The organism is Gottfriedia sp. NPDC056225, from assembly GCF_042267765.1.
In the GTDB taxonomy this organism is placed as follows: domain Bacteria; phylum Bacillota; class Bacilli; order Bacillales; family Bacillaceae_G; genus Gottfriedia.
This window is the reverse complement of sequence record NZ_JBHJTJ010000014.1, coordinates 13137-38766: the sequence shown is the minus strand read 5'-3', so window position 1 is coordinate 38766 and position 25630 is coordinate 13137. Positions and strand designations below refer to the sequence as shown.

General features: G+C 32.9%; 25 protein-coding genes and 1 pseudogene. 23 read left to right on the top strand and 3 right to left on the bottom strand.

Annotation, left to right across the window (positions count from 1 at the left end):
* Positions 1–5 precede the first annotated feature (5 nt).
* The 21 genes and pseudogenes from spoIIIAC to spo0A all read left to right on the top strand — a co-directional run bounded on the left by spoIIIAC (position 6) and on the right by spo0A (position 20009).
* Complete coding sequence (spoIIIAC, locus tag ACFCYN_RS11455; RefSeq protein WP_373604971.1) at positions 6–209, top strand: stage III sporulation protein AC; 204 nt, start codon at positions 6–8, stop codon at positions 207–209.
* A gap of 18 nt (positions 210–227) precedes the next feature.
* Positions 228–626 (top strand): stage III sporulation protein AD, encoded by a 399-nt coding sequence (gene spoIIIAD / locus ACFCYN_RS11450; RefSeq protein ID WP_172443913.1) that lies wholly within the window; start codon positions 228–230, stop codon positions 624–626.
* Positions 627–647: 21 nt separating this feature from the next.
* Positions 648–1817, top strand: coding sequence for a stage III sporulation protein AE (gene spoIIIAE, locus ACFCYN_RS11445; RefSeq protein WP_098120073.1), 1170 nt, complete (start codon positions 648–650; stop codon positions 1815–1817).
* Between the two features lie 8 nt (positions 1818–1825).
* Positions 1826–2443, top strand: a complete 618-nt coding sequence (spoIIIAF, locus tag ACFCYN_RS11440; RefSeq protein WP_172443915.1) for a stage III sporulation protein AF — start codon at positions 1826–1828, stop codon at positions 2441–2443.
* Positions 2444–2449: 6 nt separating this feature from the next.
* Positions 2450–3139: a stage III sporulation protein AG gene (gene spoIIIAG, locus ACFCYN_RS11435; protein WP_172443916.1), complete on the top strand. Its 690-nt coding sequence runs from the start codon at positions 2450–2452 to the stop codon at positions 3137–3139.
* Between the two features lie 21 nt (positions 3140–3160).
* Positions 3161–3724, top strand: coding sequence for a SpoIIIAH-like family protein (locus tag ACFCYN_RS11430; RefSeq protein WP_172443917.1), 564 nt, complete (start codon positions 3161–3163; stop codon positions 3722–3724).
* A 290-nt stretch (positions 3725–4014) separates the two neighbouring features.
* Positions 4015–4500: an acetyl-CoA carboxylase biotin carboxyl carrier protein gene (accB, locus tag ACFCYN_RS11425; protein ID WP_098120077.1), complete on the top strand. Its 486-nt coding sequence runs from the start codon at positions 4015–4017 to the stop codon at positions 4498–4500.
* Positions 4501–4543: 43 nt separating this feature from the next.
* Positions 4544–5893: an acetyl-CoA carboxylase biotin carboxylase subunit gene (accC, locus tag ACFCYN_RS11420; protein ID WP_172443918.1), complete on the top strand. Its 1350-nt coding sequence runs from the start codon at positions 4544–4546 to the stop codon at positions 5891–5893.
* A gap of 15 nt (positions 5894–5908) precedes the next feature.
* Complete coding sequence (locus ACFCYN_RS11415) at positions 5909–6307, top strand: Asp23/Gls24 family envelope stress response protein (protein WP_172443919.1); 399 nt, start codon at positions 5909–5911, stop codon at positions 6305–6307.
* Positions 6308–7152: 845 nt separating this feature from the next.
* Positions 7153–7695, top strand: coding sequence for a GNAT family N-acetyltransferase (locus ACFCYN_RS11410; protein ID WP_172443920.1), 543 nt, complete (start codon positions 7153–7155; stop codon positions 7693–7695).
* Positions 7696–8103: 408 nt separating this feature from the next.
* Positions 8104–8484, top strand: a complete 381-nt coding sequence (gene nusB, locus ACFCYN_RS11405) for a transcription antitermination factor NusB (RefSeq protein WP_172447575.1) — start codon at positions 8104–8106, stop codon at positions 8482–8484.
* A gap of 36 nt (positions 8485–8520) precedes the next feature.
* Positions 8521–9396: a bifunctional methylenetetrahydrofolate dehydrogenase/methenyltetrahydrofolate cyclohydrolase FolD gene (gene folD / locus ACFCYN_RS11400; protein ID WP_375949381.1), complete on the top strand. Its 876-nt coding sequence runs from the start codon at positions 8521–8523 to the stop codon at positions 9394–9396.
* 36 nt (positions 9397–9432) lie between these two features.
* Positions 9433–10779, top strand: a complete 1347-nt coding sequence (gene xseA / locus ACFCYN_RS11395; protein WP_172443922.1) for an exodeoxyribonuclease VII large subunit — start codon at positions 9433–9435, stop codon at positions 10777–10779.
* A 5-nt stretch (positions 10780–10784) separates the two neighbouring features.
* Positions 10785–11012, top strand: coding sequence for an exodeoxyribonuclease VII small subunit (locus tag ACFCYN_RS11390; RefSeq protein WP_098120083.1), 228 nt, complete (start codon positions 10785–10787; stop codon positions 11010–11012).
* 1 nt (position 11013) lies between these two features.
* Positions 11014–11901, top strand: coding sequence for a polyprenyl synthetase family protein (locus tag ACFCYN_RS11385; protein WP_172443923.1), 888 nt, complete (start codon positions 11014–11016; stop codon positions 11899–11901).
* 362 nt (positions 11902–12263) lie between these two features.
* Positions 12264–14144 carry a 1-deoxy-D-xylulose-5-phosphate synthase gene (gene dxs / locus ACFCYN_RS11380; RefSeq protein ID WP_172443924.1) on the top strand — a complete coding sequence of 627 codons (1881 nt, stop codon included), beginning with the start codon at positions 12264–12266 and terminating at the stop codon, positions 14142–14144.
* A gap of 15 nt (positions 14145–14159) precedes the next feature.
* Entirely contained in the window at positions 14160–14987 is an 828-nt protein-coding gene (locus ACFCYN_RS11375; protein ID WP_172443925.1) for a TlyA family RNA methyltransferase, read from the top strand.
* Between the two features lie 197 nt (positions 14988–15184).
* Positions 15185–15637, top strand: a complete 453-nt coding sequence (ahrC, locus tag ACFCYN_RS11370) for a transcriptional regulator AhrC/ArgR (RefSeq protein WP_172443926.1) — start codon at positions 15185–15187, stop codon at positions 15635–15637.
* 33 nt (positions 15638–15670) lie between these two features.
* Positions 15671–17401: a DNA repair protein RecN gene (gene recN, locus ACFCYN_RS11365; RefSeq protein ID WP_172443927.1), complete on the top strand. Its 1731-nt coding sequence runs from the start codon at positions 15671–15673 to the stop codon at positions 17399–17401.
* A gap of 293 nt (positions 17402–17694) precedes the next feature.
* Positions 17695–18819: pseudogene (spoIVB, locus tag ACFCYN_RS11360) on the top strand (SpoIVB peptidase); the annotation flags it as partial.
* A 401-nt stretch (positions 18820–19220) separates the two neighbouring features.
* Positions 19221–20009, top strand: a complete 789-nt coding sequence (spo0A, locus tag ACFCYN_RS11355) for a sporulation transcription factor Spo0A (protein ID WP_098120090.1) — start codon at positions 19221–19223, stop codon at positions 20007–20009.
* 864 nt (positions 20010–20873) lie between these two features.
* Here spo0A and bacA read toward each other — a convergent pair.
* Together bacA and ACFCYN_RS11345 are read right to left on the bottom strand one after the other, a co-directional pair.
* A complete protein-coding gene (bacA, locus tag ACFCYN_RS11350; protein WP_098171052.1) occupies positions 20874–21674 on the bottom strand; it encodes an undecaprenyl-diphosphate phosphatase in 801 nt (266 codons plus the stop codon).
* Positions 21675–21932: 258 nt separating this feature from the next.
* Positions 21933–22100, bottom strand: a complete 168-nt coding sequence (locus ACFCYN_RS11345; protein ID WP_172443928.1) for a YycC family protein — start codon at positions 22098–22100, stop codon at positions 21933–21935.
* 86 nt (positions 22101–22186) lie between these two features.
* Between ACFCYN_RS11345 and ACFCYN_RS11340 the strand changes: the two genes are divergently transcribed.
* Entirely contained in the window at positions 22187–22921 is a 735-nt protein-coding gene (locus ACFCYN_RS11340) for a glycerophosphodiester phosphodiesterase (RefSeq protein WP_375949377.1), read from the top strand.
* An 88-nt stretch (positions 22922–23009) separates the two neighbouring features.
* Here the strand turns inward: ACFCYN_RS11340 and ACFCYN_RS11335 are convergent, their stop codons facing one another.
* On the bottom strand, positions 23010–23258 hold the full coding sequence (locus tag ACFCYN_RS11335) for a DUF2627 family protein (RefSeq protein WP_098121356.1): 249 nt from the start codon (positions 23256–23258) through the stop codon (positions 23010–23012).
* 188 nt (positions 23259–23446) lie between these two features.
* On the opposite strand from ACFCYN_RS11335, the gene ACFCYN_RS11330 reads away from it, so the two are divergent.
* The gene (locus ACFCYN_RS11330) at positions 23447–25525 is read left to right on the top strand and encodes a sigma 54-interacting transcriptional regulator (protein ID WP_375949374.1); all 2079 of its coding nucleotides are present in this window, start codon (positions 23447–23449) and stop codon (positions 25523–25525) included.
* The last annotated feature ends 105 nt before the right edge of the window (positions 25526–25630 follow it).

The window sequence follows — 25630 nt, the reverse complement described above, 5'->3', positions numbered from 1 at the left end:
TTAAGTTGATTACAAATTATGCATTAATGTTTCAAATAGCAGGTATAGGGGTAATTGCCGCGATTATCCACGCAGTCTTAAAAAAAGCAGGACAAGAAGAGTTTGCTACTTGGACAATTATTACTGCATTTATTATCGTGTTTCTACAAGTCATCACAAAAGCTGGTGATCTTTTTAATAAAGTTAAGGATGTATTTCTATTTCATTAGATTAGGAGTGAAAGCGTAATGGAAATCATCCAAATTGTCGGTATAGGATTATGCGCTACATTTATCATTCTATTATTAAATCAATTTAAGATGAATAATTTCAATTTAGCAATAACTGTTTTTATAAGCTGCGTATTATTTTTATTTTTACTAGATAAGGTTCAATACTTACTGCATGAAATTCAAAAATTAGCAAATCAAGCAAATATAAAAAATGTTTACGTTGAAACTTTATTAAAAATCATTGGGATTGCATATATAGCTGAGTTTGGAGTTCAGATTACAAAAGATGCTGGACAGGGTGCGATCGCTTCCAAAATTGAATTAGGAGGTAAAATTCTTATTCTGGTACTTGCAGTTCCTATTTTGACAGCATTGATTGAAACAATCTTAAGCTTTTTACCTAAAGTTTCTTAAACGTAAGGGAAGGAGGACATTATGGCCAAAAAATTAACAGTTTTTCTTCTTTTCTTTACCTTCTTTTTTTTAGTACCAAAATATGTACAAGCTGCTCCTCCACCTGCTGAAATCGTAAATGAACAAATACAAAAGCTAGGGATCGATGATGTTCAACAATATTGGGATGAAGTTGTGAATAAATATGGCGGCTTTTTACCTGAAAGTCAAAAAGGTGACTTTATCCAATTTGTAAAGGGAGAAAAGAAATTTTCAATACAAGAATGGTTTATCGCGTTTGGTAAATATATATTTTTTGAGTTATTAAGCAATGGGAAAATATTAGGAATCCTAATTATGTTAGTCATTTTCAGTTCACTCCTCCAGTCATTACAGAATGCTTTTGAGAAAAGTACAATCAGTAAAATTGCAGATAATGTAGTTTTTCTAGTTTTAGTAGTTTTCGCTTTAAATAGCTTTTATGTGGCAACTCAAGCCACGCAAGATGCAATTACAGTCATGATCGATTTTTTAAGAGCATTAATCCCTATTTTACTAGCTTTGATTGCAACCTCTGGTGGCGTAATATCCGTTGGCTTCTTTCACCCAATCTTAATATTTTTAATGCATACAAGCGGATTACTAGTAACGTATTTTGTCTTACCTCTAATTCTTGTATCAACAATTTTAAGTATTGTAAGCATCATTAATGATGAGTTAAAGGTGACAAAATTAGCAGCTTTAATAAGAAATGTTGCAGTTGGTGTATTAGGGATCTTTTTAACTATTTTTTTAGGGGTTTTAGGTGTACAAGGTATGACGACTGCAGTAACAGATGGAGTAGCTGTAAAAACGGCTAAATTTGTGACAAGTAACTTTATTCCGGTTGTTGGGAAAGTATTTGCTGATGTTACGGATACAGTTATTAGTGCGTCTTTATTACTTAAAAATACAGTTGGGATTGTAGGTTTAGTGACACTTTTAGCAATCATCGTTTTCCCAGCTATTAAAATACTAGTTTTAGCGTTAATTTATAAATTCTCAGCTGCAATCCTTCAACCAGTAGGTAGTAAAAATATCATTAGCACGATCGATACGATTGGAAAAAGTGTAACGTATTTATTTGTTTGTTTATCGATTGTTTCATTAATGTTTTTCTTAAGTATGACATTAATAATAGCGGCAGGAAATATTGTCGTCATGTTTAGGTAGGTGAAAAAATGGAATTCTTTATACATTGGGTATCAAATATTATCGTCTATATATTAGTTGCAACGATTATTATGATGTTAATTCCAAATTCCGGCTTAGCGAAATATGTACGATTTGTTGCGAGTCTATTATTAATCGTCATGATGCTTCAACCGATTTTTCAAATTTTTAAAGTGAATATTAAAGAAGTTCTAGCTGGATACCAATCTACAACTTATCAAGCAGATAGCGAAATAAAAAATGAAATAAATAATAAGAAAAGTGAAATACAAGAAGCAGAACGTGCATATATATTAAAACAAATGGCTGTCCAAATGAAAAAAGAAGTTGAAAAAAGCTTTACGAAAGAATTTGAACAGGTAATTACAAACGTGGATTTACAAGTAAAAGATGGAGTAAATACAGTAAAAACGGCACAGGACCTATCTAAAGTAACCGTTTACGTTAGTCCGAAGAAAGATGAGACAAGCAATGTAGAACCTGTTCAAGAAGTTTCAATCAGTACTGATCAACCAGTGCAGACAGACGATGAAAAAATTAAACAACAAGAGTTACAAACTTTTTTAGCAAATAAATGGGAGCTTGAGGACAAGCAAATTGAAGTCAAAATGGAAGGAGGGGAGTAATGACAAATGAAAAAAAAGATTCCACCAATAAAATTAGCAGACTTTCTAAAAGGAAATGGCGATGATAAAACCTCTTCTGAAAAAGGACAAAGTCCATTTAAATTTTCGAGAAAATATGTACTAGCCCTACTAGGACTCGGGATTTGTTGGATGCTTGCAAGTGGTCTATTTGCAAATGCAAATCAAAAAACGAATTCAATGATTTCACCGATGTCGACTGAAACTAGTGGAAAACCAAAGAATGAAAATGCTGTTGAGACTCTTGGTAGTGGTGGTGGAAATTCATCGTCAAGCAAAATAGAAGAATTTGAAAGGAAATATGAGCAACAGTTAACAGACACATTAAATAATATGGCTGGTGTAAGTAATGTAAAAGTAGAAGTAAACCTTGAAGGTAGTGAAAAGAAAGTTTATCAAACAAATAAAACAAATCGTACTCAGGAAACTGATGAAACAGATAAACAAGGCGGGAAAAGAAATATTGATGATCAATCTCAAGAAGAGCAAGTAGTCATTATAGATAACGGTGATAAACAAGAACCTGTTGTAGTCGAAACTGAAATGCCAAGAATTAGAGGAGTACTTGTAATTGCTAAGGGCGCAGATAATCTTGAAGTAAAAAGCATGATTCGAGAAGCTGTAACACGATTACTTGATGTACCAAGCTATCGTGTATCTGTATTACCAAAAAAATAAGAGGAAGAAGGTAAAATTTAAATGAAAAAACAAACAATTTGGTTACTAACAATGTTGAGTTTAGTTGTTGTATTATCAGTGTATTATGTCACAACGCCTGATAAATTAAAAACTACAAGTTTTATGGACATGAATAATAATACTGATACAAGTTCATTAGATTCAACTCCTAAAGACACTAAGAAATCAGATTCTTCTAAACAAAACGATAAAGAAACTACTTCTCAAGAAAATTCAACTAGTGAAGTATTCCTAAAACAACGTATGGAACAAGAAGATCAAAGAAGTCAATTAATCGATGAATATAAAGCTACTGTAGACTCTGCAACTGCAACTGCAGAAGAAAAAAGTGAAGCATTTACTAATATGAATGAGCTTCAAAAATTAACTGCATTAGAATCAGATGTAGAAACAATGATTAAAGAAGCAGGTTATAAAGATGCATTAGTTCGTACAGACAAAGACGAAGTAAAAGTAGATGTAACTTCATCTAAAGCAAGTAGAAAAGCAGCAAACGATATTATTCAAATGACAAGAAGTGTTCTTGGAGAAAAATTAGTAGTAGTACAATTCCAAGTTAAATAATTAGAAATATTAGCCAGCAGATTCTATTCTGTTGGCTCTTTAATTTTTCTAAAAAGCATATAAGATATAACCATAATCTTTTGCCTATTCTATTTTCGGTGCCCTTCCTGTCTTTCCTTTTCCCTGTTATAATAGGTTATACCAAAATATTTTAGATAAGGAATGATATGATAAATATTCCTAGTAAAATGGCTAAAAATAAGTAGGGATTTGCCTGTTTAAAATAATTTGTTGAAAAGTTTAGTATTAGGTTATAAGATTAGACTATATGTCTTAAGGGGTGAACAGAAATGAAAATTCATGAAATTAGAGAATTAATTAAGTTAATCGATCAATCAACAATTAATGAATTCGAATTCGAAGATAATGGTGCTATCGTTAAAATTAAAAAAGGTGGACAAACAACTGTTGTTTCACAAACAACTCCAGTTGTACTCCAAGAGGTAGCTCCAATTGTTACAGCTGCTCCAGTTGCAACATTAGAAAGACCAGCTGCAGAAGTTGCTGCTCCTGTAGTAGAAAAAGAAGATACTAGTAACTTACATAAGATTACATCACCAATGGTAGGTACATTCTATGCATCGCCATCTCCTGATGCAAAAGAGTACGTATCAATAGGCGATCGTATTAAAAATGATTCAATCGTATGTATCGTAGAAGCAATGAAGCTATTCAATGAAATTGAAGCTGAAATTGAAGGCGAAATCGTTGAAGTACTTGCTAAAAATGGTCAATTAGTAGAATACGGTCAACCATTATTCGTGGTAAAGGCTTAAGTATCTACAAAATCAAAAGTACTTTACTAGAGAAGGTGAAGAAATGAAAAAGGTTTTAATCGCTAATCGTGGAGAAATCGCCATTCGTATTATTCGAGCATGTAAAGAATTAAATATTGAAACAGTTGCTATTTACTCTGAAGGAGATAAAGAAGCATTACATGTTCAAATGGCTGATGAAGCTTATTGTGTAGGTCCAAAATTATCAAAAGATAGTTATTTAAATATGACGAACATCATTAGTATTGCAAAATTAACTGGTTGTGATGGAATCCATCCAGGTTATGGTTTCTTATCTGAAAATGCTAGTTTTGCAGAATTATGTACTGAATGTAATGTGAAATTCATCGGACCGACAGCTGACTCCATTTCAAAAATGGGTACTAAAGACGTTGCTCGTGAAACAATGAAAGAAGCAGGAGTTCCTGTTGTACCTGGTTCACAAGGTATTATTGAAAGTATTGAAGATGGTAAAAGAATTGCTGCAGAAATTGGTTATCCAGTTATTATCAAAGCTACAGCTGGTGGCGGCGGTAAAGGTATTCGTGTAGCAAAAGATGAAGCTGAATTAGAAAAAGGTATTCAAATTACCCAACAAGAAGCTCAAACTGCATTCGGAAATCCAGGCGTATATCTTGAAAGATATATTACAGATTTTAGACATGTTGAAATTCAAGTTTTAGCAGATGAACACGGTAATACGATTCACCTTGGAGAGCGTGACTGTACTATTCAAAGACGCCTTCAAAAATTAGTAGAAGAAGCACCATCACCAGTATTAGACGAAGAGACTCGTGCTAAAATGGGTCAAGCAGCCGTTCGTGCAGCTGAAGCAGTTAATTATTGGGGTGCAGGTACTGTTGAGTTCATTTATGAGCCACATACTAAAAACTTCTTCTTTATGGAGATGAACACTCGTATTCAAGTTGAACATCCCGTAACAGAATATATTTCTGGTATCGATCTTATTAAGCAACAATTATTGATTGCTAAAGGTCATCCTTTAAAAATGACACAAGCAGACGTATCTCTAAAAGGATGGTCAATTGAATGTCGTATAAATGCTGAAAATCCAGCTAAGAATTTTATGCCGTCTCCTGGTAAAATCGTTGCGTATTTACCACCAGGTGGCCCGAATGTTCGTGTCGATTCTGCTGTATATAGCGGGTACACAATTCCGCCATATTATGATTCAATGATTGCGAAAGTTATCGTACATGGCAAGACAAGAGAAGAAGCAATTGCTATAATGATAAGAGCACTTGAAGAATTTGTGGTAGAAGGAATTCACACAACAATTCCATTCCATTTAAATTTATTGCAAAATGAAATCTTCGTAAAAGGGAAGTATAATACTAAATTCCTTGAGGAGCATGCGCTTGTTAAAGGATAAAGTGGAGGGATCCGTATGAATGAAAATCAAATTTTAGAAATGGGTACTGCGACATTAGGTCGAGTAGAAATCGCACCTGAAGTAATCGAAGTAATTGCTGGTATTGCAGCTGCTGAAGTTGACGGTGTTTCAAGCATGCGTGGTAACCTAGCATCAGGTATTTCTGAAATTATCGGTAAGAAATATCATGGTAAAGGTGTCCGAGTTGATTTATCAGACGATCGAATTACAATCGATGTATACATTCTAGTTAAATTTGGTAAGTCAATCCCAACAGTAGCAGGTAATGTACAAGACAATATCCGTCAAGCTCTATTAACAATGACTGGTCTTGAGTTATCTGAAGTAAACGTTCATGTTGTAGGAGTTCAATTTGATACGAAACCTGAGCAAGAAGCTCCAATTGAACTTTAATATTTAAAAGAAGAGGATGTCCCAAAAGTTAAGACTTTTTGGGGCATCCTTTTTTTATTGAAACAATTATTGAAAAAGTAGAAGGAATCGATCAAACTTTGAAGGGTGCAATTGAGGAGACCGAAACTGCGATTAAGTGTCGTGGAGGATACAAGAGTGTGGGAGTGCAAATAAAAGAGTATCTGGTGCAAATAAGGAGACCGAAACTGAAATTAAATGTCTAGTTGAAAAAAGTGTGTTGAGCATGCGAATACAAGAGTATCTGGTGCAAAAAACAGGTCCGAAACTGCCAATTAAATGTCGAGGTGAAAAAAGCGTGTAAGCATGCAAATAAAAGTGTATCTGGCAAAAAAATAGGTCCGAAATGCAAATAAAAATGTATTGGGTGCAAATAAAAGATTCGAACCTGCAAATATATTAAGCAAAACCGCAATTAAATTCCTAGAATCGCAAATAATATAAGATAATACCTATACCGGTTAGGGTATTTCACAATTGAAATTGACTAAAAATAGCTCTTTTAATAGTCAAATTAGGTAGCGTGGTCTAAATTCTAGCAAAACCTACTTAAATTTTGTAGAAACCATATAAATAAGAATCATTTATCCATCAAACAAATGAAAACCAACGCAATATACCCTCCTATTTCCGCCACAACATAAAATCTTCAATATCTGCCATCTAAAATCAAACAGTTTTTAATCAATATAGGAAATGCTTTACGTGGTGACACTTACTTTTGTATCTCTTATTCTCATACACGTATTTTATGAAGTGCTCTCCATCTTAAAATTCTGAAATATGTTAAAATTCAAATGTAAATAAAATAGAAAAAGGTGGAAAAAATGATTCGAAATTTGAGTACAAATCGTACAATGTTACGTGAGTTTGTAGAAAATGATTGGAAGCAAGTACATAAATATGCATCTCAAAAAGATGTATGTCAATTTCAGCCATGGGGACCAAATTCTGAAGACGATACAAAGGAATTTGTTCGAACGATACTTGTTGATCAGAAAAAAATAAATAGGACAAGGTTTGCATTGGCAATAATCGAAAAAGAATCAGATGAGCTAATAGGCTCGATTGAGTTTAATATTAGGGATGAAAAAAATCTAATCGGTGAAATTGGATATATCATTAATCCAAGCTATTGGGGAAAGGGCTTTGCTACTGAAGCTGCAAAAGAAATCATTTCATTTGGGTTTGAACAATTTAAGCTTCACCGAGTATTTGCAACATGTGATGTTAGAAATATTGGATCAGCAAAAGTACTCGAAAAGTGTGGGCTAACTTTGGAAGGGAAAATGCGCGAAGATTTATTACTGAGAGATGGATGGAGAGACACGTTTTTATACAGCATTTTAGAACATGAATGGAGTATTTAGGGGAGTAATGGCAGGTATGACAGAAAAGAAGAGGTTAAAAGAGAAAAATTTTTATTCATTTCTATTCATTTCTGTTTCCGCTTGACCTTAGTTTCTTTACCTTGCACTCGCTTAATGTTCGTGTTTTGGTTCGCAATTCTTTTCTATTAGTAATAAAAAGTAAAAAAGTTTTGTAAAACACAAACATTATTCTGTTATTTTATGAGAATTTAAGTTAAAATGTAGAAAACAGTTTATAGTATTGAGTTTGCTTAGAAACGTTAATAATAATAAAAATTGGAGTTAATGAATACAGTCGTTGGAACTTGTTAAAAAAAATGGTAAAATAACGTGTTACTATACAAATTAGAATTCGTTATAACCTATGCAACGAATGATGAATTTAGCTTAAAGGAGTTTATTATTTTGATGAAACGTAGAAAAGCAAGGGAACTTGCATTACAAACATTATTTCAAATGGATTTAAGTGAGGCAAATGCAACAGAAGCATTAGAGCATGTATTAGAAGAAGCTGAAGAAAAACAAGATGCATTTTTAGATGCGATCGTAACGAATTATGTTGATCATAAATTGGTGATTGACGAACAGTTAGCTTCAAAAGTCGAAAGTTGGACGATTGATCGCTTAGCTAATGTTGATCGTAATATTCTTAGAATTGCTTTAGTGGAATTAAATTACTTAGAGGATGTTCCTAAAAGTGTAGCAATCAATGAAGCGATTGAAATTGCAAAAATTTACGGTGACGATGATTCTAGTAAATTTATCAATGCGGTATTATCAAAATTCTAAATAGATAATTGTTTATATGCATAGGGGGAAACTAAAATGGTAGCAACATTAATTAATGGTAAAGAAATTTCAGTATCTATTCGTGAGGGTTTAAAAAATGGTGTTTCTGAATTGAAAAGTCAAGGTGTTACACCAGGTTTAGCAGTTGTTTTAGTTGGAAATAATTCTGCTTCAAGAACATATGTAAATTCGAAGCACAAAGCATGTAATGAACTAGGTATGTATTCTGAAGTGATTGAATTACCTGAGACAGTTTCTGAAGATGAATTATTATCGGTTGTAAACAAATTAAACGATGATCAGGCAATTCATGGTATTTTAGTTCAGTTACCACTACCTGCTCATATCTCTGAAAAGAAAGTAATTGAAACGATTTCTCCATTAAAAGATGTTGATGGATTTCATCCAATTAATATTGGAAGAATGATGACTAATCAAGATTCATTACTACCTTGTACTCCTTTTGGTATATTAAAATTAATTGAAAATACAAATATTCCGATTAGTGGTAAACATGTGGTTGTTATTGGTCGTAGTAATATTGTAGGGAAACCAGTTGGGCAGTTATTTTTAAACGAAAACGCAACGGTTACTTATACACATTCACGTACAACTAATCTTAAAAATATTACAAAGCAGGCTGATATTCTAATTGTTGCTATAGGTGTAGCAAAATTAATTACGGCTGATTATGTTAAAGAAGGTGCAATTGTTATTGACGTCGGAATGAATAGAGATGAAAATGGCAAATTGTGTGGAGACGTAAATTTTGAAGATGTAAAAAATATTGCTGGATTTATTACTCCTGTACCAGGTGGAGTTGGTCCTATGACAATTACAATGCTACTTCATAATACGTTAAAAGCGGCGTCTCAAATTGATCATAACATTAATTTGAGTGTAAAACTTTAATCATATTGCTTTGCAAGAATGAAAGAAGGGGTAGGCATGACGGAAAAGCTACCAGTTACTGTTACCGCATTAACTAAATATTTAAAAGCAAAGTTTCAAGCGGATCGAAATTTACAAAGTATACTTCTCCGTGGAGAAATCTCAAACTTTAAACGTCATTCATCTAGCGGTCATTATTATTTTACCTTAAAAGATGATGGTGCTAGAATTGCGGCGGTCATGTTTCAATCCTATAATGCTAATATAGCATTTCAACCAACTGATGGTATGCAGGTTATTGTTCAAGGTGAAATAAATGTATACCCTGGGTCTGGTAGCTATCAAATCTACATAAGAGACATGCAACCTGATGGGGTTGGCGGTCTCTTTGTAGCTTATGAACAATTAAAGAAAAAACTATTAGAAGAAGGACTCTTTGATCAGAAATTTAAGAAAAAGATTCCTTCTTTTCCTAGTGTAATCGGGGTTGCGACTTCACCGACTGGAGCAGCCGTACGGGACATAATAACAACAATTCAAAGAAGATATCCAATTGGTAAAATAGTCGTAATACCGACTCTTGTACAAGGAGAAGGTGCCCCTACATCAGTTGTGAAATCAATTGAAACAGCTAATAAAATGAAAGAAATTGATGTTTTAATAGTCGGGCGAGGTGGAGGTTCAATTGAGGAGCTTTGGGCTTTTAATGATGAAAAAGTCGCAAGAGCTATTTTTACATCAAAAATTCCAATTATTTCAGCAGTTGGGCATGAGACCGATACGACTATAGCTGATTATGTTGCCGATTTACGAGCTCCTACACCAACAGCTGCGGCAGAGTTAGTTTCTTTAAGTCAGAGAGAAATTCTAGAACAATTTTCAGTAAGAGAAACAAGACTTAATAAAGCGATAGATACAATTATCGAACGTAAAAAAGCTCAATTAAAGTCAGTTCAAGATGCTTATGTTTTTAGGTATCCAAATTCATTATTACATCCAAAACAAGAACAGTTTGATCGAATTAATGAGCGCTTTCACTCGACAATAAATGAAATTGTGAAATCGAAAATCAATAAACATAAAGAGCTTAATTCGTCATTACTAATACATCATCCGAGTAATAGAATTCAGCTTGAAAAACAAAAACACTTGCAGTTACATATGACTTTACAAAAAGAATTTAATCGACTTGTAACCCAGAAAAAATTTGAAATGGAAAAAATAGTGCATACACTTGATGCACTTAGTCCATTAAAGGTTATGGCCAGGGGTTATTCATTAGCTTATAAAGATAATAATGAACTGATAAAATCGGTTAACCAAGCAAAAAGCGGAGATCGATTCCAGTTACAAATGACTGATGGAAAATTAAATTGTGAAGTACTTGAAGTAAAAGGAGAGTAAAGCAATTGTCACAAAACGAACTATCTTTTGAAGAAGCAATTAAAGAGATTGAAACGATTGTACAAAAACTAGAGCAAGGTGATGTACCACTTGAAAAAGCAATCGAATATTTTCAAGAAGGTATAAAACTGTCTCAAGTTTGTCAAGAAAAGCTTACAAAAGTTGAAAAACAAATGACATCGATTTTAAATGAACAAGGTGAGCAAACTCCTTTTACTGTTGAGGAGGAATAATATGAACACTTTCAAGGAATTTATGGAGTATTCCAGTAGACTTGTTAATGAAGAAATGATTAAATCAATTGAGAGTTTAAAAGCCCCAGAGAGATTAAAAGAATCGATGTCTTATTCATTACAAGGTGGCGGGAAACGAATTAGACCTCTTTTACTTTTCGCGACTCTAGATGCATTTGGTAATGACCCAGTACTAGGGATTAAACCTGCATGTGCTTTGGAAATGATTCATACTTATTCATTAATTCATGATGATTTACCTTGTATGGATGATGATGATTTCCGAAGAGGAAAACCGACGAATCATAAAGTATTTGGTGAAGATCTTGCAGTATTAGCAGGTGATGGTTTACTGACATATGCATTCAAATTAATTACAGAAATGAATGACAATCAAGTATCTAATTCAGTGAAGCTACAATTGATTAGTGAATTAGCAATTGCTGCTGGTCCTGAAGGGATGGTTGCTGGTCAGGTTGCAGATATGGAAGGTGAAAGTAAACAGCTTAGTGGTGAAGAATTGCAATATATCCATGAAAGAAAAACGGGTAAAATGCTAATGTATCCAGTTATCGCGGGTGCAATTATTTCAAAAGCTTCAGCTGAGCAATTATCACATCTAACACAATTTGCATATAAACTTGGCATAGCATTTCAAATACAAGATGACATTTTAGATGTAATTGGCGACGAAGAAGTTTTAGGAAAGCCTGTAGGTAGTGATATCGAAAATGATAAAACGACATATGTGAAGCTATACACAGTCGAAGGGGCAAAAGAGAGACTGCATACTTTTATTACAGAAGCTAAACAACATGTTAGAGCATGTGGAATTAAAGATGATTATCTAATCTCAATTTGTGATTTTGTCGGAAATCGCAGTTTTTAACCTATAATTATGTAATGAAATGGCTGTCCATTGAATAGATTTATACATTTATGTATAATGTAGGTACTTTATAACAAATGCTAATGTTGTTAATCAAATATACAGAAATGTTTGCCGTTAACACATCTGTGCTAGCGGCTTTCTTTTCATTTTGATGGAAAATATCGATAATTTTAATCTATAAATATAAAAAACATTAAACAGTTTTTAATAAAAATGGTATTATGATACATGGTGTTAAGAGTAAGTCTTTTTGAAACTAGCGTTTAACTACAAGTATGGTAAAATCATTTTATAGATAAAATTACATAATAATGAACTATTTAAAGAGATTTAACATCTAGGAAGGTGAGTGATCCAAGATGGATCTTACGACAATTGAAAATCCGAGTTTTTTAAAAAATAAAACGAACGGTGAGTTAGAAGTATTAAGTGAAGAAATTCGTAAATTTCTTATTCAGCAACTTTCTGAAACTGGTGGCCATATTGCACCAAATTTAGGGGTTGTAGAATTAACGATAGCATTACATAAAGTCTTTGATTCGCCTAAAGACAAATTTTTATGGGATGTAGGACATCAATCATATGTTCATAAAATACTAACTGGTCGAGCGAAGGAATTTACTACACTAAGACAATTTAAAGGATTATGTGGTTTTCCAAAGCGAAATGAAAGTGAACATGATGTATGGGAAACAGGGCATAGCTCGACTTCTCTATCTGCTGCGATGGGAATGGCTATTGCAAGAGATATTAAAAAAACTGGAGAGTATATTGTTCCAATCATCGGAGACGGTGCTTTAACAGGCGGTATGGCTCTAGAGGCGATGAACCATATTGGTCATGAGCAAAAAGATGTCATTGTTATACTGAATGATAATGAAATGTCAATCGCACCTAACGTAGGTGCTTTACATAGCATTTTAGGTAGACTCCGAACAACCGGGAAATATCGTTGGGCAAAAGGTGAACTTGAAGGTGTCATCAAAAAAATTCCAGGAATCGGCGATAAACTTTCAAGTACATCTAAGAAATTAAAAGATAGCCTTAAATATTTAGTTACGCAAGGTATGTTTTTCGAGGAAATGGGCTTCACTTATTTTGGCCCAGTTGATGGACATAGTTATGAAGATTTATTTGAAACGCTTGAATATGCAAAGAAAACTAAAGGTCCAGTATTAGTGCATGTTTTAACGAAAAAAGGAAAAGGTTATAAGCCTGCTGAAAGTGATGACATCGGAACTTGGCATGGCACTGGTCCTTATAAAGTTGAATCAGGTAAGTTAATTAAGCCAAATCAAGCACCACCTGCGTGGAGTAAGCTTGTGAGCGATACGGTTTTAAAATTAGCTTTAAATGATGAGCGAATCGTTGCGCTTACACCTGCAATGCCAGTAGGGTCAAAATTGGAAAATTTCCAAGCGCTATTACCTGATCGAATTTTTGATGTCGGTATTGCTGAACAACATGCCGCAACTGTAGCAGCTGGTTTAGCGACACAGGGGATGAAGCCGTTTTTAGCGATTTACTCTACATTCCTACAAAGAGCATATGACCAAGTGCTACATGATATTTGTCGACAAAATTTAAATGTGTTTATTGGCATAGACCGTGCAGGGTTAGTTGGGGCAGATGGTGAAACACACCAAGGTGTATTTGATATTGCATTCCTACGTCATATACCTAATTTAGTATTAATGATGCCTAAAGATGAAAATGAAGGCCAACACATGGTTAATACTGCCATTAAATATGATGATGGTCCTATTGCATTACGTTTCCCAAGAGGGAATGGAATCGGTGTACCAATGGATGAAGAGTTAAAAGAAATTCCAATAGGCTCATGGGAAGTTTTAAGAGAAGGAACTGATGCCGTAATCCTAACATTTGGAACAACCATTAAAATGGCTCTAGATGCTGCGGATGAATTGGAAAAAGATAATATTTCTGTAAAAGTAGTAAACGCTAGGTTTATTAAACCGATGGATACTGCTATGTTAAGTGATATTTTTAAAGATGGAAAACCAATTTTAACAATCGAAGAAGCAGTCCTACAAGGTGGGTTTGGAAGTGCTGTCTTAGAATTTGCAAGCTCAAATAATTTTCAAAATGTCCGTGTAGAACGCATCGGTATACCTGATTTATTTGTTGAGCATGGTGATGTTGATAAATTGCTTGAAGAAATTCATTTAACAAAAGATGAATCGGTTAAAAAAATCCGTGAAATGGTTTGTAATAAATAAGAGGATGACATATAAATGGCAAAAAAGGAACGAGTAGACGTACTCCTAGTAGATCGTGGTTTAATCGAAACACGCGAAAAAGCTAAACGAGCGATCATGGCAGGTCTTGTCTATACAAATGAACAAAGATTAGATAAGCCTGGAGAAAAGATTGATATTGAACTACCATTGCAAATTAAAGGTGAAGTAATGCCATATGTAAGTCGTGGTGGATTCAAATTAGAGAAAGCTTTAAACACATTTGATGTATCTGTGCAAGATAAAATTATGATTGATATCGGTTCTTCAACAGGTGGCTTTACAGATTGTGCACTTCAAAATGGAGCGAAAAAATCATATGCACTTGATGTTGGATATAATCAACTTGCATGGAAATTAAGACAAGATGAACGCGTAATTGTTATGGAGAGAACAAATTTTAGGTATGTGAAACCAGAAGATTTAATCGAAGGACTACCGCAATTTGCTTCAATCGACGTGTCATTTATTTCATTGAGATTAATTTTACCAGTTCTAAAAACATTACTAGTACCTTCAAGTGATGTTGTCGCTTTAATCAAACCACAATTTGAAGCAGGTAGAGAACAAGTTGGTAAAAAAGGGATTGTACGCGAACCGAAAGTACATGAACAAGTAATCGAAATGATGGTCGACTTTTCACTACGTCAAGGATATGATATTAAAGCATTAACTTTCTCTCCTATAACAGGTGGAGATGGTAATATTGAATTCTTAATTCATCTTCATTGGGAAGGTTCAAAAGAAGTTGGAACGAGCGAACTAAAACGTTCTCCAATGGAAATTGTAAATGAAGCACATAGTGAATTGAAGAAGGCCAAATAATAAAAAGGAAACCTATTTGGTTTCCTTTTTCTCCTTTTTTCCAAATGGAGATATCGGTAAAAATAGTATTTAATATTTAAATACTAAAAAATGCATTTTATGAAAACGTTTAAAAAAATATATACAATAACGAGTAAGTTAGATAAGATAATCTTACATAAGTAAGATATTTGTCGGAACTTGCAAAGAGGTGTATTATGAATAAAGGTCAGCGTCATATAAAAATACGTGAAATTATCGCGAAAAATGAAGTCGAAACACAAGATGAATTAGTACAATCATTACGAGATTTAGGTTTTAAAGTAACTCAAGCAACTATTTCTCGTGACATAAAAGAGCTACACCTAGTAAAAGTACCATTATCAGATGGTCGATATAAATATAGCTTACCTGCGGATCAACGATTTAATCCATTACAAAAATTAAAAAGACTTTTAATTGATTCATTTATTAAAATTGATAGTTCTAGTCATTTAATCGTAATGAAAACATTACCGGGTAATGCAAATGCTGTTGGTGCATTAATTGATCATTTAGATTGGGCTGAAATTATGGGTACAATCTGTGGTGATGATACGATATTAATTATTTGTCGTACACCTGTAGATGCTGAGGATTTAAAAGAAAAATTTATTGACATGCTTCAATAGGAGAATGGTTTTAAAAAAGAGGAGAGAAACTCATTGTTATCTGAAATTATCATTAAAAATTTTGCAATCATTGAGGAAGTAGCCATTTCATTTGAAAAGGGTTTAACTGTACTAAGTGGTGAAACAGGAGCTGGGAAGTCAATTATTATTGACGCCATCGGTCTATTACTTGGTGGTCGTGGGTCTGCAGAATTCGTAAGATATGATACTGATAAAGCAGAAATAGAAGGCTTATTTCATATCGAAAATGAGAATCATTTAATTTACGCTAGATGTAGAGAATTAGGTTTTGACATTGAAGATGAAATGATTATTTTAAAAAGAGATATTACTTCAACTGGAAAAAGTATTTGTCGCATCAATGGTAAGTTAGTGACAACTTCTATTTTAAAGGAAATTGGTGGTCTCTTGGTTGATATTCATGGACAACATGAGAGTCAAGATTTAATGGACCAAGAACATCATTTACCGATGTTACAGCAATATGATGAAAAAGCGATTCATCCTTTAGTTACTGAATATCAATCAATTTTTAATAACTATATGGCCCTAAAAAAACAGTTAAAGCAATTGACTGAAAATGAGCAACAAATGGCGCATAGATTAGATTTAATCCAATTTCAACTATCAGAAATTCAAAATGCTAATTTACAGGAAAATGAAGATGATCAGCTGATGGAAGAAAGACTTAAAATTTCTAATTTTGAACGCATTTATAAATCATTAGTAGAGGCATATCAAAGTTTATCACAGGATGGATCAGGTTTAGATTCAGTTCGATCAAGTATGTATTCTTTAGAATCTGTTACAAATATTGATAATGATATTAAGGAAATGCATGAGGGTATTAGTAGTAGTTATTATTTATTAGAAGATATATCTTATCGATTACGTGATTCCATTGAACAAATGGAATATGATCCAAATAGACTGAATGAAATTGAAACACGTTTAAGCGAAATCTCTACTCTTAAAAAGAAGTATGGACATAGCGTTGCAGACATCTTACAATACGCTGAAGGTATCGAACAAGAGTTAGATACGATCCAACATAAAGATAAGCATATAGAGAAGCTAGAAAAAGAACTAGATCAAGTAACGGATAAACTAATCGAAGCTGCAAAATTACTTTCAAATAAACGTAAAGAATTAGCAATTAAATTAACAGCTGATATACATAAAGAATTAAAAGAGCTTTATATGGATAAAACGACCTTTGAAATTATGTTTGAAGTAGAAGAAGGTCAAGAAACAGATCCATTATTAGGTGATAAACATGTAAAGTTTAAAAAAGATGGATTTGATTTTGTCGAATTTTATATATCGACAAATCCAGGTGAGCCTTTAAAGCCGTTAGCTAAAGTTGCATCAGGCGGAGAGCTATCAAGAATGTTCCTTGCTTTAAAGAGTATATTTACTAAGCACCAAGGAATTACGTCAATTATTTTTGATGAAGTTGATACAGGTGTTAGTGGAAGAGTAGCGCAAGCGATAGCGGAAAAAATACATAAGGTATCGATTAATTCTCAAGTACTTTGTATTACCCACTTACCTCAAGTTGCGTCTATGGCAGATACTCATTTATTTATAGCGAAGTTAATTGATGGCAACCGAACAAAAACTTCTGTTACGCCGTTACGAAATGATCAAAAAATTAATGAAATCGCAAGAATGATTGCTGGAGTAGAAATTACAGACGTTACGATTCAGCATGCTAAAGAATTGATTGAACAAGCAACTTCAACAAAATTTCAAGCTCAATAATATAAGAGAATTTTTAATGATAGAAGTTTTTTTGCTATTCATTAAATATTCTCTTTTTTTTGTGGGAATTATTGATAAATTAGTAATTGGAAAATGCTAAATGAAACATACTAATACAACATTATACGAGAAAGTATCTATCATAATTTTACAATCATATTTTGCTTTTACAAAGCTAACATTAACTACATAGCCGCGAATTAAAAAAAATGAAATTTGGCGCTAAGGAGAGTGATTCGCTTGTGAAAAAGGTAAATGTTCATCGAATAATAAAAATTCTTCTCCTTTTATTTATAGTTGGTATTGGCGTGTTTAATATAAATCAAAAAAATGTATTTTCATCTACCATAAATAAAGATCAACAAAGCGAAATCGTAAATGTTGCTTTAGGTATGAATGAATTACCAAGCAAAAAGGTGGATGTAAAAGTATTAAACCATTTAAGAATAATACCAGGAGGACAATCAATAGGAGTAAAACTTAATTCAGTAGGTGTCTTAGTCGTTGGGCACCATTTAGTAAATACGAGCTCAGGACAAAAGTCTCCAGGTGAAATTGCAGGTATTAAGGTTGGAGATATGATAATAAAAATGAATGGTAAACAAATCGAAAAAATGTCGGATGTACTACCATTTATTCAAAAAGCCGGGAAGTACGGAAAACCGATTAAAATCACTGTAAAACGTGAAGGGAAGTATTATACTAAAATGCTACAACCTATTCGTGATCAAGGCCGTGACAGCTATAGAATAGGCTTGTATATAAGAGATTCAGCTTCTGGTATTGGTACGATGACATTTATTGAACCAAATTCATTAAAATATGGCGCATTAGGACATGTCATCTCAGACAGCGATACAAGAAAGGCTATAGAAGTAGAAGACGGGCATATAGTCTATTCTACTGTTACAGCTATTGAAAAAGGCTCAGATGGTTCCCCAGGAGAAAAAATTGCACATTTTGCTCTAGATCGCGGAACTATTGGCAATATCACATCTAATAGTCCCTTTGGAATATTCGGTAAAGTTAATAGTACAATTGACAATGGGATTATGTCTCAACCTTTACCGATTGCATTATCAAATGAAGTGAAAAAAGGTCCTGCTAAAATACTTACTGTTATACATGATAATAAAGTTGAAGCATTTGACATAGAAATCGTGAGCAGTATCCAACAAAAATTTCCATCTACAAAAGGGATTATTTTAAAGGTAACTGATAAGCGTTTACTTAAAGAAACCGGTGGAATCGTACAAGGCATGAGCGGCTCACCAATCATTCAAAACGGTAAATTAATTGGTGCAGTTACACATGTTTTTGTAAATGATTCAACGAGTGGATATGGAGTTCATATTGAATGGATGCTTGATGAAGCAAAAGTCCCAATATATGATTATCAAAATAAAAAAGCATCTTGAAGTAAAATACACCTACTAAATTTAGTAGGTGTATTTTTTGAAATTAGATTGAATATGGAAAAAAATGGTTATATACTAGTAAGAAGAACGAGTTGATTAAAAAATTATTAATATAAAAAATAGTTGAGAATAAAGAATATTTTAAGACTTTGTAAATTTTTATTAAAAATTATAAATTTACATACTATTTCATTTTTTATATAATGAATTATATGATAATTCGACTTAATACATAGTTGTTTTTATTGCTATCGTCGAATGCTAGAAGAAAATGAAGAAAACTATCTATATTAATAAAAATATTCAGAATTTATAATAAAAACAGGAAATAAATTTTTATTGTCGAAATTATCGGTAATAAGTAATGTAATTCACTATAGAGGATGTAGGGAGGAACGGGCGTGGAGAAAATTAAAGTATTATTGGTTGATGATAATAAAGAACTTGTTATCATGTTGGAGAACTACATTAACGCACAGACTGATATGGAAGTGGTTGGAGTTGCGTTTAATGGACAAGATTGCTTACCTCTAGTGAAAGACAAAAAGCCAGATGTATTAGTATTAGATATTATTATGCCTCATTTAGACGGTTTAGCAGTTTTAGATCGCTTACGTACTGGCTTAGTTGAGAAAATTCCAAACGTAATAATGTTAACTGCTTTTGGTCAAGAGGATGTAACTAAAAAAGCGGTTGATCTTGGAGCGTCATACTTTATCTTGAAACCATTTGATATGGAGCATTTAATCAGCAACATTCGTCAAGTAGTTGGAAAAGGTAGCTCAATTACTAAACGAAATGCCCCATCGCTTGTTTCAAATTACGAAAGTAAGCCACGCAACTTAGATGCAAGTATCACTAGTATCATTCATGAAATTGGTGTACCTGCTCATATTAAAGGTTATATGTACTTACGAGAAGCAATTTCAATGGTATACAATGATATTGAACTACTAGGTTCAATTACAAAAGTATTATATCCAGATATTGCTAAGAAATTTAATACAACTGCTAGCCGAGTTGAGCGTGCGATTCGACATGCGATTGAAGTAGCATGGAGCCGTGGAAATATCGATAGTATTTCTACATTATTCGGTTACACAATTTCGATGTCAAAAGCAAAACCAACAAATTCAGAATTTATTGCAATGGTAGCAGACAAATTGCGCCTAGAACATAAAGCATCATAAGTTAATTTTTAAGTACAAATTGTCCAAGAAAATTTCAATTCCGATAAACTTCTAACAGTGATCCCACAGACTTATTCTCTAAGCGAATAACTTCTTATGAGATCTTCGGTATTTTTTCGCATTAGCAATTATTATTAGAAAGGGGCTGTCCACAAGTCAGGTTAACTGGCACGTGGGCAGCCCCTTTAATCATTCAATGTATTATTGATTTGTTAACGTATTTTTTAGTACATTGCTTTCAATATGAAAAGGGGTATGCAGATCATTATTTCAGCAGATTTCTATCCATTTTTAATTTAATTGCAATATTCTCACCTAATTGCAGTTCGTATTTATTTGCAGTTAACCTTAATTAAATCAGAGTCTCCCCAAATTCCATTTATTAAACGATTTGCAATTCGCATTTCTCTACTACGCTAATTTTAGATGCAACTTCTTTTAAATTAAAATTAGATTGTACATTTTTTTGTAGTGTGCTATAATATTTATTGTGCCACTGAAACATTAAGAAAAACGATATTATTACTACGGAAATTTGGAAGAAAATTGGACGTATTCCATGACGCGTTAGCTATTTCAACCTTGTTTTAAATTTAGTAGTAGTGTCTGTTAGTGAAGATTGTTGTGAAACAAGCTGCCTAATGGAACGGCCCTGGAGCCGAATTGCGAAAGAGAGGTAGGGCTTTCGCCAATAGACAACAATTTTTAATTATAATTAACTAACATATATAAATAAAGGCTAGTCGTATACGTTGTACGAATAGCCTTTTTCCATTTTAAAAAATAAAATTATGATCTTAATTAAAATAAAAAAAGATAGGACCATGCAATATGGTAGCCCTATCTTTTTTATTTGTTGTCTTATTAGATAATAAATACGATTGTAAATACAATTGCAACGATGAAACGATATACTGCAAATCCAGTTAGCTTTACTTTTTCTAATAATTTTAAGAATGAAACGATAGCAAGTAATGCAACTACGAAAGCAGTAATAAATCCAGTTGCAAACAGTGGTAAGTCTGAAGCACTTAAAATATCGATATTTTTTACAAGATCTAATCCACTTGCTGCGATCATCATAGGAACTGCTAGAATAAATGTAAATTCTGCAGAAGTTTTGCGATCTAGACCAAATAATAATCCCCCAGCAATAGTAGAGCCTGAGCGTGAAAATCCTGGCCATAATGCTAACATTTGAAAGCAACCAATAATGAAAGCTTGCTTATATGAAATATGATCTAAATCAGATGATTTAGGTTGTTTAGAAACTTTTTCTGCAACAATTAATAGAATACCGCCTGCTACTAGTCCGATTACAACAGTTTTTGGTGAAAATAATACATCTTTAATAAAATCGTGGAATACAAGCCCAACAATCCCAGCTGGAATTGCACCGATAATGATATGTATTAAGTTTAGGTTAGTTTGTCGGTAACCGTCGGATTTAACGCCAAGGACTGACCAAAGTCGTTTCCAGAAAACAACAACTACTGCTAAAATTGAACCAAGTTGTACAATAACTTCGAAAAATGATGCTTTTTCACCAGTGAATTTTAATAAATCAGCAACTAAAATCATATGACCAGTTGAAGAAACGGGTAAGAATTCAGTTAAGCCTTCAACCATACCCATGATAAAACCAATTAACCAATCAGGTAACATTTAAAAATACCTCCATAAATACTTGTCTTTAAAATATACACAATACTTAACATTTTACTTGAAAATTAAGTAATATGAAAGGAAGTTTAAATTAAAATTACCTTATATTTGTTAATTATTTGTATAATTTTACTCAATTTAATGATAAATGTAATTTTTATGAGATAATTTATGTGAGTATAGTGCAAAAAAAAGAAGGAGAAAAAATTCTACCTTCTTTGTAACAGTAAAATGAATAAAATTTACTAAACAACTTTTTTATTTCTTTTCTTGATCTTCAGAAGTTTCATTGTTATTAGTTAAATCCAATTCCATCAACTTTTTCATTAATATATGCTGTGGCATATGCATAATTTGTTCTAAAGGAACATTTAATTTTTTTGATAATAATATTGCCGTTTCAGGCGAAATTTGTAATGGTCGCATAATGTACCTCCTTAGTAGTTTCGTAAAATTAGTATACAATAAGAAAAAGAAGAAAGTACATATTTTCTCCAAGGGGGAATTTTAAAGTGGTCGATATTATTGGTCATAGAGGGGCAGCAGGAACCTATCCAGAAAATACAATGGTTTCTTTTATGGCATGTGAGGATTTAGGAGCAGATGGAATTGAATTAGACGTACACTTAACAAAAGATGGTGAAATTGTTGTTATACATGACGAGACAATTAATCGTACAACAAACGGAAAAGGTTTCGTTAAAGACTATACTTTAGCTGAATTAAAGCAATTTGATGCTAGTTATCGATTTAAACGGCAATTTAAAGGATGTACAATTCCGACATTAAAAGAAGTGTTTGAATGGGCAAGAGGGAATAGTTTCAGTATTAATGTGGAACTAAAAAACGATAAGATTGAATATCACGGGCTAGAAGAACGAGTAATAAATTTAATCCGTTCATATGAATATGAAAAAAGAATCGTTTTATCTTCTTTTAATCATAAAAGTATGCTTAAATTCCACTTAATGGCGCCAGATATTGAAACAGCAGTTCTATATAATAGAAGAAGTAAAGAACCATGGAAACTTGCTGAAGATTTTAAAGCAAGAGCAGTTCATCCGAATTATCGTATTATTACTGATGAACAAATCAAAAGGACGATGGAACATCAAATAGCAGTTAGGCCGTATACGATCAATGAGCCGGATGTAATGAAACATTTAATTGAAATCAATTGTACCGGGATTATTACGGACTTTCCAGAAATAGCGTTCAAAATTCGAAGTCAGCTTCTAAGTAAATAAAAAAAGTGCTTACTTTATAGTGAGCACTTTCTTTGCATTTCTACCCGCATCCTACTGTGGAAATTAACTATTCATTTTTATAAGCGGATTATCTTTTTAAAAATTTACCTTGAACTTTGTTTCGTTTTCGATCCCTGAATAATACAAAGCTTCCAACTAAATAAAAACCGACACCTAAAGAAACAATTCCGATTAGTAATTGCAATGGAATATTAGGAATACCAAAAGAATGAATTAAAAAAACCGAGTCGCGAAGTAATTTAATGCCGATAACTGCTAAAGCTATTGGTACAACAATCACAACGAATGCTAACATACGTGTAAATGATTCTTTCATGTTAATTAATTCCTCCGATTAATAATAACAATATATAACAAAATTACATAATTCTCTTTCTTCATAATCTTATACAAGTATAGTGTTGTCAAGACTAATAAAACTTTTGAAATAGACGAAAGAATAACTTTATAGATATAATAGTCTAATGTGTTTAATAATTTGTTGAAATTAGTAGGTGAACTAAGATGAAACAAAACGTAATGATTGTCGGAATGGGAACTGGTGGAACAGCTGTATTAAAGCTGTTGTCACATTCTGATTTATTTCATGTAGTTGCAGTAGTAGATATGATAAAAGAGGCTAAAGGGTTAGAATATGCTAAAAGCTTAAATATACCAATACTAAAGGATTGGAAAGCTAATTTAACCGAGGATATTCATGTAGTAATTAATACAACTGGAGATGAAGCAATTTATCAGGAATTAATCGAACATAAAGCTAATCAAACTTTAGTTATTCCAGGTTCAGTTGCAAAAATGATTTCTGATCTTGTTCAAGAAAAAGAATCGCTTTTTAATTTAATTAATAATAAAAAAAGGCAGCAGGAATTAATTTTAGATAACACTCATGATGGAATGATTGTCGTAGATAAATGGGGGAAAGTTCTTTTATTTAATCGATCAGCAGAAAGAATGTTACATACTGATAAAGATGATGCAATTGGCAGGTATATATTAGATGTAGTGCCGACTAGTAAATTGCCAAGAGTGCTTCAAACGAAAAAAAAGGAAATTAATCAAGAGCACATATTAATTAATGGTAGCAAAATTTTTACAACGCGTATTCTAATATTCCGTGAAGATGGAGAACTTGAAGGTGCTATTTCTGTTTTTAAAGATGATACTGAAGTGCTAGATTTAGCTGAAGAAGTGACGAATTTAAAAGAAGTTTATAGCATGCTTGAAGCAGTCATTCAAAGTTCAGATGAAGCGATTTCGGTTGTGGATGAAAAAGGTAATGGAATTATTATTAATCCCGCATACACGAGATTAACTGGATTATCAAGTGAACAAGTTTTAGGAAAACATGCAACAATTGATATTGCTGAAGGAGAAAGTGTTCACGTAAAAGTATTGAAGACTAAGCAAGCTGTTCGTGGAGTGCGAATGAAAGTTGGAAAACAAAACCGAGATGTATTAGTTAATGTAGCACCTGTAATCGTTGATGGAGAATTAAAAGGAAGTGTTGGAGTAATCCATGATGTTTCCGAAATTTCTCAGTTAACAAATGAGTTACATAGAGCACGACAAATTATTAGAACATTAGAAGCAAAATATTCGTTTGAGGATATAGCTGGTGATTCTGAAGGTATTCGATTAGCGATTATGCAGGCTAAATTAGCTGCGAGTACTCCTGCTACAGTTTTGCTACGCGGAGAATCAGGAACAGGAAAAGAATTGTTTGCTCACGCGATCCATAATGAAAGCGATCGCAAATATAATAAATTTGTTCGCGTTAATTGTGCTGCCATTTCAGAAACTTTATTAGAAAGTGAATTATTTGGATATGAAGAAGGTGCATTTTCGGGAGCGAAACGTGGTGGGAAAAGAGGCCTGTTTGAAGAAGCTAATAATGGTAGTATTTTCTTAGATGAAATTGGAGAATTATCACCTGCCATGCAAGCCAAACTATTAAGGGTCCTACAAGAAAAAGAAATTAGACGTGTAGGTGGGACAAAGTCTATACCGATAAACGTGCGTGTGATTGCTGCGACGAATGTTCATTTGGAGGAAGCAATCATTGATGGAAAGTTTCGTGAGGATCTTTATTACCGATTGAATAAACTTCCTATCATTATTCCGGCACTAAAGGATCGAATAGAAGATATTTTACCAATTGGTGAGAGGCTCCTTTCGAAAATTAATCAAGACTACGGGCGTAATGTTGAAGGAATCTCAGTATCAGCATTAAAAAAATTAAACAGTTACAATTGGCCTGGGAATGTACGGGAATTGGAAAATGTGTTGGGAAGAGCAGTTATATTTATGAAGTTTAACGAAAAACAAATTTTACCTGAACATTTATCAGCAATTGTACAAGTTAAACATGATGTTCAATCTGCTGAACCAAACGAAACTGTACATTTTGAAGAAATAAGCTCCCTTGATGAAATGGTCATAAATTATGAAGGTGAAATCATTGAAAAGATATTACTAAAGAATAATGGCAATAAGACAAAGTCTGCAAAAGAGCTTGGGATATCGGTCAGAAATTTGTATTATAAATTAGAGAAATACCACACTGCAAAAAATAGCACGCAATAATTTGCGTGCTATGAATATTTTTGCATACAATTACTGTCATTTTTCAAAATATTGTTGTAGAATAGATTTTGTGGGTGTTACTAGTACCTGGTACTATAACGTTGG